Origin of the sequence: Acinetobacter sp. Ac_5812 (genome assembly GCF_013072695.1) — a bacterium.
In the GTDB taxonomy this organism is placed as follows: domain Bacteria; phylum Pseudomonadota; class Gammaproteobacteria; order Pseudomonadales; family Moraxellaceae; genus Acinetobacter.
The window spans coordinates 280097-294280 of sequence record NZ_LXUK01000027.1; the positions used below are offsets into that span (position 1 = coordinate 280097).

The following is a 14184-nucleotide window of genomic DNA, read 5'->3' on the forward strand; positions in this document are numbered from 1 at the left end:
GAGATGGGCAAAACTTCGGATTAAGCCTGTTACTGATTTAAAATATTAAACGGCGGCTTCAGCTGATTTGCGGCAATCCGATCTGAAAAAGTATGCAAAACCTGTTGCTTATAGGCAGGAATATCGACCTGCTGATAGTCATAAAAGCCCTGCTGTTCTCGTAAACCATTGCGTTGCTGTCGCATATTCTCGGCAATAATTTCAGGCGTTCGATAACGTTCGCCTAACTCCTTTTGTAAATATTGCGAGGCATAGTACAGGATATCGCCGCCACCCCAATCAATAAATTCTAGTAAGCCCAATACCGAAAAGCGCAAACCAAAACCTGTCCGAATCGCGATATCAATATCCTCCGCCGAGGCCACACCTTCTTCCACCATCCGCGCCGCTTCGTTCATTGCTAAGGCCTGAATCCGTGGCACGATATAGCCAGCTTTGGCATGACACACCACAGGAACTTTCCCAATCAACTGTAAAAAGCTTTTCATTTGCGCAACCACGCGCTCAGAAGTTTGCTCTGAACGACTTAATTCCACCAGTGGAATCAGATAGGCAGGATTCAGCCAATGTGCATTCAACACCCGTTCAGGCTGTGAAATCATCTCTGCAATATCAGTGACCAAAAAAGTGGAGGTGGTCGATGCCACAATGCAGTGGGGTGAAATAAATTGATCTAACCAAGCAAAAATTTCCTGTTTGACCGGTTTCACTTCTGGCACGGCTTCCATTACAAGATCACAGCCTGCTAAGCGTTGTACTGAGCCAGCTCGACTCAGAATCGCAATCTGATCTAGAATAAATTGCTGTTGTTCAGGCTGAATAAATTGAATCTGTTCAAGTAACCCTAACTCCTGCTGCAAATCAGCTTGAGTCTGGCTCTGATATTGCCCGAACTCAACTTCACTACGCTCTCTGGCATCAATCAAATCAACTTTCAGTCCTGCATAGGCAAAGGCTATCGCAATCGCTTTGCCCATTCGCCCAGCACCCAATACCGCAACCTGTTTAATTGTGCTCATCCTAGACCCCTTGCTGCAAAATCACGTGCAACTCGGCTTTGCTTTTCTCTGCCAATCCTAGGCTCTCAAAAGTCCGACCCTGCTGATATAGGTCTTTGCCAGTCACCGCAGAAGCAATATTCAACAATCCTTCCGCTACAGGTGTAGCCACCCCCGCCCAACGACCTACAGACACTAGAAACGATAATCCTAATCGCGTATCTTCCAGCATATAGCGATGTGACTGCAGGTCGATGTCCTCACGCCAATCACCGCTATCGGTTAATTTGCCATGTGCACCGCGTCCATACATCCATTCTTCACCTTCACCTTCTTTGTTGTAGTGATCGGCTAAAGGGAAATGCGGTGCCGCATAGCCAAGTGCTTCTCGTACTTGCATACGTTCTTCATCCAACTGATTGGTGACACGGCGGATTGAGGGCTGTGTACCTTCATGATGAATATCCCAAGCTTCAAAATGTTCCAGCGGTCCAGCATTCATTAGAATCAACGGTGGATGAATAATTGGCCCTGCATTCATCAAAGCACCGCTGAGGCTGTCTTCAATCGGTTCTACACTTGGATAAGCCTGTTTGAGAACTTGAAATGCATGTTCAGACAAGGCACTTGGAAAAACCCCTGTCGGTAAACGGGCCGCATAACCACTGACCACAATCTGATTGACCCCATGCTTACGCACCAAATAAGGTAAGGTTCCAGTTTCGGCAAAAGCCACTTTGGCATTGTTACATGCCTCGCGCATGGCTCTAGCAAAGATGAAGCTGCCAAAGGTTGCAGGTGGTAAATACACCACTTGTCCTGCTTGAAAAAACGGCGCAGCCTGCTTGGCCAAGTCCTGATGGGTGGTGGCAGGCAAAGGAATAATGACCAGCTCCGCATGCTGAATGGCTTTTTCTAAATGATCTGATAGCTTGATCTGGCTGTTTTCAAAGCCAACACTCACTGAGCGCTCACCCTGATAATCTTTGATCTTAAGCTCGCCAGTTGCGGCAAGCTGCTGTAAGGCTTCACGATCACGACGCCATAACACCACGTGATGACCTTTTTCTGCCATCTCTACCGCTGCGGCATAACATCCGTGTCCACCACCGAGTACTGTAATTTTCATGTGCGTTCCTGCTGATTGATTTTCAATTCAGCATAGGACAGTCACAGCAAACAGGCTTATCCAAATGCGCAGTGAATATTCCATTTACGCACGCATTTGACTGACTGGCACAGCATCTTTTTTTAGGGTGTACGATGGCAAGCAACCAAAACGCTTTTTATACAGCGTCGAGAAATGCCCAAAACTTTGGATGCCATGCTCCAATAAAATATCGGTGACGGTTTCATCTGTCTGTGCATGCTGCAAAGCCAAATGTACCCGTTCCAAGCGCTGCTCACGGATATATTCCACTGGGGTTTGCTGTAAATACTGACTAAAGCCTTTTTGCAAAGTTCGTACCGACACATCGCAATACTGACTTAAATCAGCTAATGAAATGGCCTGTTGCAGATGTTCCTGAATATATTGCTGTGCTCTTTTCATATAACTTGGTAGCAGCTGTTGCCGTTGAGCATTCAAGCGTTCGGTATAATTATTCGGAATTTTCAACAAAATGAGCTCAATCAAATACTGGCTAAAACTGGCTGAAATAAAGCTCCAGTTTTTAATATGATAATAGGCATGACACAGATAATTCAGTGTTTCAATGATCGCATCCATCCCTTCAGCACTACATGATAAAGAAGGATCAAAATGCAGGGGTTGCTGGCTGCGATATCCCAACATGTTAAACAATTGGGTTTCGATATCCTGTTGCGCCAGTTTTAAAATAATATTACGACAATGATGGTTGGTGACGATCTGCTGTCGCGTATGCGGATGAGTCACTGACATCACCCCAACCGATTGCAGGATTTTGCGCTGATCAAATCCAATCTGGCATTGTCCTTCCAGTGTGATTCGAAATAAATAAAAGTCGGCGCTATCCTCAATGTTGATCATGACTGGCGCACTATATTTCAGGTCATACAAAGCACCACGACCAAAACTAAAACCGTTTAATCGAGTATTCAAGGGCTCATGTGTCTCGACATCAAAGCGATGTGGGCATAAGTAGTGACTGATTCGATCTTTAATCGTTTGATAATCATTAGATTTAAATAATAACAACTCATCCAGATAATGCAGATGATCCAATTTCAAAGTTGTTTGCATCATTTCACTCCTTTGCGATGGATTCCACTGGCAAAGCACAAAGCCCATTACAATGAATGGGCCAGTGATCTACTCAGTGCGGCATCCAATCAAGATGCATGTTCCTGCTGCATACTGTCACTAAATGCCTGACAGCCTTTTTTCAATAGGATAAAGGCAAGCACACAAGAAATCGTACCCACAATTGACAGTGACATACCGACCATGAGTGGATTTTCAAACACCTTATCGGTAATCAAAGCCACCAATGTGGTGCCAATTCCAACCGCAACCAGATTACTGATCAACAAGAATACCGCTGAGATTTGTGCACGTAACTGGTTCGGTGCCAACATTTGCATGGCTGTGGTTGAAATCGGCATCGGGAATGAAGCAAAGAACATGGCAGGGACTAAAAATACCACTGATAGCCATAACTCATTCACTTGCGTAAACAGCATCATCGGAATAATTAAGCCCACAATCCCAATCACGCCTGTAATCATCGGCGCATCTTTACGGCCCTTTTGAATAAACCAATCATTGAGCCAGCCCGCACAAAATACGCCTAGAATATTCGCCACCAGTAATACACTCCCGAGCATATAGCCTGCTTCAGTTGGCGTGAGACCAAACTTGCGCATATAGAATGCAGGCGACCAACTGATCAGGCAATACAACGCCATTGCGTAAAAAGTGAAACCTAAATAGTGACATTTGAAGGTACGTCCATGCTTTTTAATAAACTTGAAGGCATCCTTCATACTGGTCTTTTCGACTTGTCCCGCTGCATTGAGACGCTGACCTTTACGTTGTGGCTCTCTCACGGTAAGTAAAACCAATAGACCAATAAAGACACCAGGCAACCCCACAATAATAAAGGCCGCTTGCCATGCCTTAAGCGCACCAAAAACTGGAACCATGATGGTATCCATATTTTTCAGTAAGCCAATCACATAGCCACCGACCAGAAAAGCAATCCCGCCGCCGACAAAAGAACCAATTGAATAAACTGCGACAGCACGCCCAAGCTTATCCTTGCTAAACATATCGCTAAACATTGAATAGGCTGCTGGAGACAAAGCAGCCTCACCGACACCCACTCCCATACGACTGAAAAATAGCTGAACAAAGTTCTTACTCAGACCACAAAATGCCGTTGCAATACTCCAAAATACCACCCCGATGGCAATAATTTTTGGACGGGAGAAACGATCTGCCAGATATGCCAATGGTAAGCCCATAAAGGCATAAAACAGGGAAAAGGCTAAACCATGTAATAAACTAAACTGCGTGTCTGAAAGCCCGAGATCAGCTTTAATCGGTTCGATCATCAGCGCCAATATTTGCCGATCAATAAATGAAAAGATATAAGCCAACATGCACAGTAGTACCACATACCATGCATAGAGATTTGATTGAGCTTGTTTCGGCTCAGTAGATTGCGTATCCATTTTGCTTCCTTGTCCATGCCATTTTTCTAATGCGTCTTCTTATTGGAGACAACATGACCAGAATCCGTTTCTGCTCTGTCTTCAACAAGGTAAATCATCCTTCTCTATATTTATTATTTTTACATGGAATTTTCCATGATATTTCAGGTATAAAGTTATACCTTTTTTGCCATGATGGAAAACCTGTGCTGCATAAAATATCCCTAAATTCAATATAAACAAATGATAAAATGCATGTTTTTATGATAAAAATGAACAATTATAAAAAATTCAGGTTTAAATTAATTTAAAATTATATTGAATTTTACATTAATTTTTAGTTTAAAATAAAACAAGATACTCAATTTTCAATGGAAATGAATATGGCACTCATTAAAGAACAAGCAATCGAAAGCATTCATAGCATGCATGTCTTGATTGAAAACATTTTTAGTGGCAAACATGCAGAACAAGACCTTGCCCTGCTAATTGATTATTTTGCAGATCATTTTGAAATGGTCGGTGCGGCTGGAAAACGTATTTCACTCGAACAAGTGAAAGGTCTATTTGCCAATAATCAAGGCAAAATGCCTGATATCCAGATTGAAATCTATGACGAGCAAATCTTGATGCAAAAAGAAGATGCAATTGTTCTAACTTATACTGAAAAACATACCAAAGATACGGGTATCTTGATTCGACGCTCATGCGCTTTAATTGAAGAAATTAACGGAAAAATGCTCTGGAGTTATTTGCAAGAAACATTTTTACCCTAAAGGGTGAGCAAGTCACATCAAAGCTCTTGTTACAACAGGAGCTTTATTGCTGATTCGAGTCATCTCATTCAGCAACGATCACTCCTTTTTTAATCTCCAAAATTTCAACTGAATATCCCGTTGTATCACACAGCCAGCGCTCTCATTTCACTCCTACAGAACGCAGACGGGTATACGCTCAGATGATTTACATGAACTATAAATACTTATGGCATTGTTCCGCTAAAATCAAAACTGAAAAAGTGATGTCTCTGGTTTATCGACCCGAAAACAGCGCCGCTTCCAAAGTATGACCTTGGCTCACAGTTCTGCTTGAGCACAGTCAACTGGGTGACTCAATAAAGAAAGACAGGATAAATCGTTTTATGGAAAAACCTATCGAATGCCCTAAATGTGGTTCAACAGAAATTGAAACACGTAATCATGACAAATTATTGAGAACTACGGGCGGTGTATTACTGACGGCCGCAGGTACGACTGCAGGTACGGTCGGTGGTGCTGCAGGTGGTGCATCCATCGGTGCAGCAATTGGTACAGTTGCTGGCCCCTTAGGTGTGATTGTCGGTGGTACGGTAGGCACTTTTGTTGGTGCAATCAGTGCAGGAATTACGGGTGGTGTGGTTGGAAATATATTTGGGAAAAAAGCAGGCATCATGGTCGACAAAAATATTTTTCAGGACTATCGCTGTCTGAAATGCAAATATCGTTTTAAACAAAAGAAATAAACACAGCCCTTTTCAAAATCAGATCTGAAAAATATTTTTTCAGATCTTCCACCAAAAACCATCTAAATCAGATTGACTCCCCATCAAAACGTCCAAAATAGGCAGCAATGATTTCTCAGGTAAAAAAAATCCCAGACTCTTGGGGAAGAGAATGGGACTACGATATTACTATCGCTAATAGTGTTATTTATATCACAAAATTAATTTTAAAACATACTCAAATCACAAAAACAATACACAAACGTCTACCCATATGCATTTTATTCACCAAGCTTAGCTTATGTTTGGACATATTTATAAATAAGGGCTTATATCATTGTCACCCAACACATATTATTCGACGAATACCAGTGAAGTGATTACCGCTATTTTCTAGGTTCCTGCATGGGGCTTTCATAAGTGGTTTGAGCAATCGGTGATACACGCCAAATGATATTCCCAACATCATCTGCAACCAAAAGTGCACCTGAAAAATCAATTGCCACACCGACAGGTCGTCCATAGGCCTGTCCTTTATCACTTAAAAAGCCCGTCAACACATCTTGTGGTTCTCCATACGGCTGACCACTTCTAAACGGGACAAAAATCACTTTATAACCACTATGCGGTTTACGATTCCATGAACCATGCTGACCGATGAATGCTCCTCCTCGGTATTGCGGCATTAATTCAGTGGCATAAAAGGCCAAACCTAAAGATGCAGTATGATTTCCCAGCGCATAATCAGGTTTAAGCGCACGAGCGACCATATCTGGATTTTGTGGTTTTACTCGTGTATCGACATGCTGTCCAAAATAACTATAGGGCCAACCATAAAAGCCCTCTTCTTTGACTGAAGTCATATAGTCAGGTACTAAATCACTGCCTAACTCATCACGCTCATTCACCACGGTCCAGAGCTGACCACCTTGTGGTTGCCATCCCATTCCATTCGGGTTTCTGAGTCCTGTAGCAAAAGATCTTGCTTTGCCTGAGGCAATATCAAACTCTAAAATCTGCGCTCGCCCTACTTCTTGATCCAACCCATTCTCAGCCGCATTGCTGTTGGAGCCCACCGTAATGTATAGCTTTGTCCCTGCTGGGTTTGCAATCACATTTTTTGTCCAATGATGATTGAGTTTTCCCGCAGGGAGATCCAAGACTTTCATTCCCTGCGCCGTAATTTTTGTCGCGCCCTCCTGATAAGGAAAACGCATCAAGGCATCGGTATTGGCGACATAAAGTGTATTCCCCACCAAAGTCATACCAAACGGCGAATTTAAATTTTCGAGGAAAACCGTATTTTTATCTGCAATCCCATCGCCATTGGTATCACGCAGTAAACGAATACGATTGGCACTTGGAAAAGATGCCCCTGCACGTTGCATCACCTTTTTCGCAATTTTTCCACGAATCCCTTTGCTATCATCAGGCTTAGGTGGTGCATCGGTTTCAGCCACCAACACATCACCATTCGGTAATACATAGAGCCATCTTGGATGATCAAGTCCTTGGGCAAACGGCTGAACTTTTAAACCTTCTGCTGGCGTCGGCATCACACCCTTCGGCCAGCCTTTAGCAGGGGCAATATTAACAGTAGGCGCTAAACTCGATTGAGGTTTGGGTAATACGGGTTGAGGGCCATAACTTGCTGAAATGGGATATTTAGATGTGGCACTGCAGCCTGAAAGTACGAGAACAATACTGGTTCCGAACATGAACCATTTTAGTTGAGTCGACATCGCTTACCTTATGTTTTATTTTTTCATTCTCAAAAGCATAATCCGATGCAGCATTGAAATACAACGTGTTTAATAGATGAGTATTCAGGTGAAATCATCATTTAAAGCAACAATTCATCAAAACAAGAGGCCGAAACCTCTTGTTTTATCTAAGCATTCTTGTTTTGAATATTAGTGATTATAACGCAACCACGGGGTGCTATTATTCTCATCAATTACCCATGTCGAGGTTGAATTTGGATCTGAAGCATCTGCGATATCCCAGTCTGCGAAGGTCTGAATTTGTTGCAATTCAACCGTGGTTTTTCCATACCCTCCAGCACTTTGGCTTTGTCCAGAGGTCTCTTTATTCCAATAGCTATTTACAGTAATCGTGATTCCATTGGTATTGCCAATCAGTCCACCTGTATTCGTTACGCCACTCACAGAACCAGAAGAAAAGCTATTTTCAACTTTTGGCAAGTAATTCGTTGTTCTACCTCCAAGTAATCCACCAGTAGAATTTTGCCCTATAACATTACCCAAAGCATAGGTATTGAGAAGATACCCTCCTTGCGTATTTCCAACTAAGCCACCCGTATATTGATAGCCCTTCACATCACCTGTTGCATAACTAGAAGACACATTTCCAAGATGATTCAAGCCAATTAAACCACCGACGCTGGTACTTCCGTTAATCGAACCAGTTGCATAGCTATAATGAATCTCACCCTCTTCAGCACTCGTCCATTTTTGATTAAAACCGACGAGGCCACCAACATTCTCTGTTCCCGTCACATTTCCTGTCGCAAAACTATGACTTACGCCTTCTACATTTTTCCCTACTAAACCACCGACATCTTTTTCCCCAGTGACATGACCCTGAGCTGAGCTATTCGAAATTTCAGTGGCATTAAATCCAACTAGACCACCTACACTGTTTGTTCCTTGAACATCACCTTGAGCAGAGCTATTTTTGATAATACTTTCAGATAAGTTATAACCAACTAAGCCACCGGTATACTCGGTTCCAGTGACTTTACCAGTTGCGTAGCTATTTTCAATTTCAGTCTTATTCTGCAAACTTGGGAAACTATTACTGATTGAACCAACGAGACCTCCAGTTTCAGATGTCCCAATCACCTCTCCAGTTGAGTAACTATTTTTAACTTTGACAGCCCCATTAATTGAAGCAATAAGACCACCTGTAGATGCAAGATAAGTATTATCGTAAGCACTTACTTTACCAGTGGCGTAACTCTGCTCAACGGTTGCAATCGAATCTATATCACGGCTTGGATTATTATAAGAGGCCTCAAGTCCAACAAATCCGATTAATCCACCTACTTTAGCTTTACCGTCCAAATTTCCCGTTGCATAACTTTGATAAATTTTGGTATTTCCTTGAGAAAATCTGAGTGAGCCAACCAAACCACCTAAATGTTCGATGTTGCCTGAAATATTTCCTGTCGCATAACTTCTGATTATATCGTTATTCATTTGTTCGCCAACCAACCCACCAACACCATATGAATTTGTCATTTCTGAGTTGATATGGCCTGTTGCATAACTATCTTTAATTAAACTAAAACTTTGACCAATTAATCCACCAATAGAACTGCCAAGTAAAGGCTCTGAAATATACAAAACTGTAATATCACCTGAAGCATAGGAGTTCAAAATAGTTCCAGAACTTTGATTATGATTTTCATCACGATAACCACTTGTACCAATTAGCCCTCCAACTTGCGACAAGCCATAAATTGAATTGGAACTAAATGTATTTTTAATAACACCTGATTTCTGAAACCCAATTAAGCCACCAACGTTACTGGTTCCTTTTATAACACCTCCAATCGTTCCAACATCTCTCACCGTATTGGTTGTCGCCCCAAAGAGCCCAATTGAATGAAAATCAAAAATTGCTGGCAGCTCTGTCGGAATTGGATAAGGCAACGGATTTTCTCTGTTTATATATAGTCCCGCAACTGTATGCCCAAGACCATGAAATTCGCCGGTGAAAGGTTTATCAATCATTGTTTGTGTTGCAGTAATTCCACCTGGATTATTTGGGTCATTCAATATCGTGAGTATTGCGCCAACATCACCAACTGGCTCAAAACCTTTCCCATTATTCCAATTGACCGTATCTGATGCATCAATATTACTGCCCAAGGCATAATTCCCAGTCAGATTATTATTCATCCCTTGCAGGGTATTGATATTGGCATCCCCTTCTTCGCCTAAGTCATTGATCACAATGTAGGACGTTCCATTAATCAATAAGGTCGGGGATGCACCACTGATATTAATCTTGGCGCCATTATTTAAGTTGTAATCCGAGCCTGCGCCATAGTTCATGGCAAGTTTGGCCTTATCTCCACTTAAATCTAAATCACTATTAAAGTTAATATCTTTGTTTGCGGTCAATGTCAGTGCAGTATTGGCATTCCAACTGGTGGCATCATTGATATTAATATTGCCTTGGCCTTCTGCTGTACCCATCGCATTCAAAGTGACGTTGCCTTTATTTAAAGCATCACCCAAGGTGGTACTACTGACACTGCCACCAAAGAAATCAACATCAACATTTTTGGATTTCAGTTCCCAGCCACTGGTGGTCGGCGGTAAGCTGCTTATGCTATTACGCTGGGTCGTGATATTGGTACCAGAATTGATGTTTACCTCTGCCGCGGAGGTTTTGATTTGTCCACCATTGCCACCGTTCGGGGCTGATGCATCTAAGGTACCGCTCACATTTACCTTACCGCTGCTTAAATCACTGCCAAGCTCAATCACACCACGGACATTATTCACTGTTTGCGCTTGAATCACCCCAACACTGTTGACTACGGCATTGCTTAATTCATCAATTCCTTTTGCGGTCAGGATCACTTTACCGCCATCCGCCTGAATCATTCCGCCTGAGTTAATCAAGGCCTGTGCCTTACCCTGATTAATGGTGTAACCCAATAGGCTGCCATTATTTAAATTCAGGGTAATATCACCGCCTGCTGCCAATAAAACATTGCCTTGTGGTGCTTTAATCGTTCCTGTTTGTTTTACTGTCGGAGCAATCAAAGCCACTGTACCACCTGTGGGCACAGTGATTTTGCCGCGGTTCTCAACCGTTTTGTTATTAGTAGCGTTATTAAAATTAAAGAGATTATTATTAAAATCAGCATTACTCAGGTTTAAGGTCGATGCCACCAGACCCGCGGTATTCACCTGTGAGGTGCTGCCAAATAACACGCCGTTCGGGTTAATAATAAATACTTGCCCATTGGCATTTAACTGACCGTTTAAGTTGGATGCACTCGTACCTGTGACGCGGTTTAAGGTAATCGAGCTGCTATTCGGTTGCACGAAATTCACAATTTCATTGCTATTGGTCGAAAAGCTACTCCAGTCAATCGCGGCTTTTGCGGTGGACTGGTTAATGGTGGTGGTGGTTCCTGCGGTTGAAATGCTCGCTGTTCCTGAACTCACCACCCCACCTGTTGGTCCTGCAAATGCAATGCTTGCAGTTAAGATATTCACTGCAAAGAATGCTGCTCGTTTTGCTGTATCAGCAACTGCGGTTTTAGATTTGATTTTTGTTGTTGATTGCGTTGCAACCACGCCCCCTTTAGCCTTTTCACTCACGGCTTGCCAGCAAAGATGCGTTGCATTCCAGACAATTCGATAAATTTTATTCACTTATACTTCCCCTTTGATTTTTAATATTATTTCAACTTTTTGTTGAGCATTTTTTTTACCATACATTTTATTTTTTTGATCATTTTTTATCATTTTTCGGACAAAGCGCATGCAGAAGATCGTAGCGTTTTGATCTCCTTTTTAGGCATTTTTATAGATCCAGTGATGACTAAGCTCGTAACTCCATCACTGATCTTTAAGTCTTTAAGGCACGTGCCTCAGCAATATTATGCTGCTCGACCAAAGTCCGGATGGTATATTCATGATTGGTTTTCTGGTCACAAGCAAATTCACATTTCTGATCCAGTGGCAAAGCACTACCGCCTAATAATGGACAACCAGCAAACAGCTCCGCTACCCAATCAACAAAGACTCTGACTTTGTGGGATAAATGCCGACTTTGCAAATAAACCACCGATATTGGCATCGGTGCAGGTGTCCATTTGGGTAATACTTCCTTTAAAGTTCCCACCTCAAAATGATTGGTCAACATATAGCGTGGACCTTGAATCAGACCAAAGCCTTGCAAGGCCAAATCGATATAGGCATCGCCATCATTGACTGAAACCTGTCCATTAACACTGACACTTTGAATCAGGTCATCAACCACAAAATCCCAGTCAAAATTGCGCCCTGTACGGCTAGAGAAGAAATGAATGGCTTGATGATTTTTTTGTAAATCTTCAAGTGTCTTCGGTTCACCATATTTTTCTAAATAACATGCCGATGCTGCCGTAGCACACTGAAACGTACCAATACGGCGGGCAATCAAGCTCGAGTCCTGTAGCTCTCCCACCCGAATCGCGCAATCCACCGCCTCACCGACCAAGTCTACAGGACGATCATTCATGCCTATGACCAGATCAATATCGGGATAGCGGTTATGAAACTCTCTTAATCGTGGAATTAGAATCAAACGACCAATCGACACTGGCACATCAATACGTAATCGTCCTCGTGGCCCTCGTTCCTCATCATGAAAGGACGCCTCAATATCTTCAACATCCGCCAGAATTCTCAGACTACGGTCATAATAGACTGCACCATCGGGGGTTAAACTGAGCTTACGCGTGGTGCGATTGAGTAAGCGAACTTGTAAATGTTTTTCTAAAGCCTGAATGGTGGTGGTCACCGAAGCACGCGGTAGTCCCAGACTATCGGCAGCCAAACTAAAGCTGTTGGTTTCAACCACTTTATTAAAGACTCTCATTGCATGAAATAGATCCACACGCCCACTCCTCATTGCTGCATTTTTTCAGTTTCACACAACAATTATTATAAAAATACGAATAGTGTTATCGAATTTAGTATATTTATTCGTAATTGACAAACTCTTATGCTCCTTTCATTCCATAAACCTGTTTCTCCCATACAGACCAAAACAAAAAGTCTGAAAACAGGGATTCAAATAACCAGGAGCATCCCATGTCACTTTCTCGCAAACAGCTGACGCTGTCTGCCATCATTCTTGCTATTTTTGCAACGGGTGGCAGTTTTATTCTCTTCCAAGAAAATGCAGATGCGAAAGCCACCCCAACAGCAGCTGCACCGCCTGCTGCAACCGTTGATGTCGCCACTGTGGTCAGTCAGACCATCACCGACTGGCAAGAATATTCAGGGCGGCTTGAAGCCATTGATCAAGTCGATGTTCGACCCCAAGTTTCCGGTAAATTGATTGCCGTTCACTTCAAAGATGGTAGCTTGGTCAACAAAGGAGATTTATTATTCACCATTGACCCGCGTCCTTTTGAGGCAGAGCTGAATCGGGCTAAAGCGCAACTGGCTTCTGCGGAAGCACAAGTCACTTACTCTTCAGCAAATTTGGGCCGTAACCAGCGCTTAATTCAAAGTAACGCGATTGCCCATCAAGAGCTTGATCAAGCGGAAAATGAAGCACGTTCAGCCAATGCCAACTTGCAAGCCGCTAAAGCCGCTGTCGAAACTGCACGTTTAAATCTGGAATATACTCGTATTACCGCCCCTGTCAGTGGACGTATTTCCCGTGCCGAAGTGACGGTGGGTAATGTGGTTTCCGCAGGCAATGGCGCACAGGTACTGACCAGTTTGGTTTCGGTGTCACGTCTGTATGCTTCTTTCGATGTCGATGAACAAACTTATCTAAAATACATCAGCAATCAACGCAATTCAGCGCAAGTTCCTGTCTATTTAGGTCTCGCCAATGAGTCTGGTTTTAGCCGTGAAGGTTATATCAGTTCGATCGACAATAATTTAAATACCACCTCAGGCACCATCCGTGTCCGCGCCACCTTTGATAATCCCAAAGGTGTGATGCTTCCTGGGCTGTATGCCCGTATTCGTCTGGGCGGTGGGCAACCTCGTGCAGCGATTCTGATTAGCCCAACGGCGATTGGTGTCGATCAAGACAAACGTTTTGTGGTCGTAGTCGATGCGAAAAACCAAACCGCATATCGTGAAGTTAAATTGGGTGCGCAACAAGATGGCTTGCAAATCATCAATAGCGGCCTGCAAGTGGGTGATCGCATTGTCGTGAATGGTTTACAACGTATCCGTCCGGGTGATCCTGTCAGTCCACATCTGGTCCCTATGCCGAATCCTCAAATCATTACCGATAACACAGCACAACAACCTCAGCCTACAGATAAAACCTCAACTTCGGCAAAAGGTTAAT

Annotated in this window: 10 protein-coding genes; 3 read left to right on the forward strand and 7 right to left on the reverse strand. The window is 42.9% G+C overall.

All coding sequences use genetic code 11. From position 1 onward, the window contains the following. Positions 1 to 29: 29 nt before the first annotated feature. The 4 genes from A7P55_RS21570 to A7P55_RS21585 form a co-directional block, all read right to left on the reverse strand. Positions 30 to 1019 (reverse strand): 3-hydroxybutyryl-CoA dehydrogenase, encoded by a 990-nt coding sequence (locus A7P55_RS21570; protein WP_171553747.1) that lies wholly within the window; start codon positions 1017 to 1019, stop codon positions 30 to 32. 1 nt (position 1020) lies between these two features. Then, entirely contained in the window at positions 1021 to 2127 is a 1107-nt protein-coding gene (locus tag A7P55_RS21575; protein ID WP_171553748.1) for an NAD/NADP-dependent octopine/nopaline dehydrogenase family protein, read from the reverse strand. 84 nt (positions 2128 to 2211) lie between these two features. Continuing rightward, on the reverse strand, positions 2212 to 3222 hold the full coding sequence (locus A7P55_RS21580; RefSeq protein WP_171553749.1) for an AraC family transcriptional regulator: 1011 nt from the start codon (positions 3220 to 3222) through the stop codon (positions 2212 to 2214). Between the two features lie 89 nt (positions 3223 to 3311). Further along, on the reverse strand, positions 3312 to 4655 hold the full coding sequence (locus A7P55_RS21585) for an MFS transporter (RefSeq protein WP_171553750.1): 1344 nt from the start codon (positions 4653 to 4655) through the stop codon (positions 3312 to 3314). A 362-nt stretch (positions 4656 to 5017) separates the two neighbouring features. Between A7P55_RS21585 and A7P55_RS21590 the strand changes: the two genes are divergently transcribed. Both A7P55_RS21590 and A7P55_RS21595 read left to right on the forward strand, forming a co-directional pair. Then, a complete protein-coding gene (locus A7P55_RS21590; RefSeq protein ID WP_171553751.1) occupies positions 5018 to 5410 on the forward strand; it encodes a DUF4440 domain-containing protein in 393 nt (130 codons plus the stop codon). 365 nt (positions 5411 to 5775) lie between these two features. After that, positions 5776 to 6135: a hypothetical protein gene (locus A7P55_RS21595; protein ID WP_004654877.1), complete on the forward strand. Its 360-nt coding sequence runs from the start codon at positions 5776 to 5778 to the stop codon at positions 6133 to 6135. Between the two features lie 365 nt (positions 6136 to 6500). On the opposite strand, the gene A7P55_RS21600 is transcribed toward A7P55_RS21595, so the two are convergent. From A7P55_RS21600 to A7P55_RS21610, 3 genes are all read right to left on the reverse strand, one after another. Further along, on the reverse strand, positions 6501 to 7856 hold the full coding sequence (locus A7P55_RS21600) for a sorbosone dehydrogenase family protein (protein ID WP_171553752.1): 1356 nt from the start codon (positions 7854 to 7856) through the stop codon (positions 6501 to 6503). Between the two features lie 171 nt (positions 7857 to 8027). Next, positions 8028 to 11534, reverse strand: a complete 3507-nt coding sequence (locus A7P55_RS21605) for a GLUG motif-containing protein (protein ID WP_171553753.1) — start codon at positions 11532 to 11534, stop codon at positions 8028 to 8030. A 196-nt stretch (positions 11535 to 11730) separates the two neighbouring features. Beyond that, positions 11731 to 12762: a LysR substrate-binding domain-containing protein gene (locus A7P55_RS21610; RefSeq protein ID WP_171553754.1), complete on the reverse strand. Its 1032-nt coding sequence runs from the start codon at positions 12760 to 12762 to the stop codon at positions 11731 to 11733. 197 nt (positions 12763 to 12959) lie between these two features. Between A7P55_RS21610 and A7P55_RS21615 the strand changes: the two genes are divergently transcribed. Continuing rightward, a complete protein-coding gene (locus tag A7P55_RS21615; RefSeq protein ID WP_171553755.1) occupies positions 12960 to 14183 on the forward strand; it encodes an efflux RND transporter periplasmic adaptor subunit in 1224 nt (407 codons plus the stop codon). Position 14184: the final 1 nt, after the last annotated feature.

Excerpts from the sequence above, each read along its gene's own strand:
- A7P55_RS21580 (WP_171553749.1), bottom strand. The coding sequence starts at position 3,222 with ATGCAAACAACTTTGAAATTGGATCATCTGCATTATCTGGATGAGTTG.
- A7P55_RS21595 (WP_004654877.1), top strand. The coding sequence starts at position 5,776 with ATGGAAAAACCTATCGAATGCCCTAAATGTGGTTCAACAGAAATTGAA.
- A7P55_RS21615 (WP_171553755.1), top strand. The coding sequence starts at position 12,960 with ATGTCACTTTCTCGCAAACAGCTGACGCTGTCTGCCATCATTCTTGCT.
- A7P55_RS21590 (WP_171553751.1), top strand. The coding sequence starts at position 5,018 with ATGGCACTCATTAAAGAACAAGCAATCGAAAGCATTCATAGCATGCAT.
- A7P55_RS21570 (WP_171553747.1), bottom strand. The coding sequence starts at position 1,019 with ATGAGCACAATTAAACAGGTTGCGGTATTGGGTGCTGGGCGAATGGGC.
- A7P55_RS21575 (WP_171553748.1), bottom strand. The coding sequence starts at position 2,127 with ATGAAAATTACAGTACTCGGTGGTGGACACGGATGTTATGCCGCAGCG.
- A7P55_RS21600 (WP_171553752.1), bottom strand. The coding sequence starts at position 7,856 with ATGTCGACTCAACTAAAATGGTTCATGTTCGGAACCAGTATTGTTCTC.
- A7P55_RS21585 (WP_171553750.1), bottom strand. The coding sequence starts at position 4,655 with ATGGATACGCAATCTACTGAGCCGAAACAAGCTCAATCAAATCTCTAT.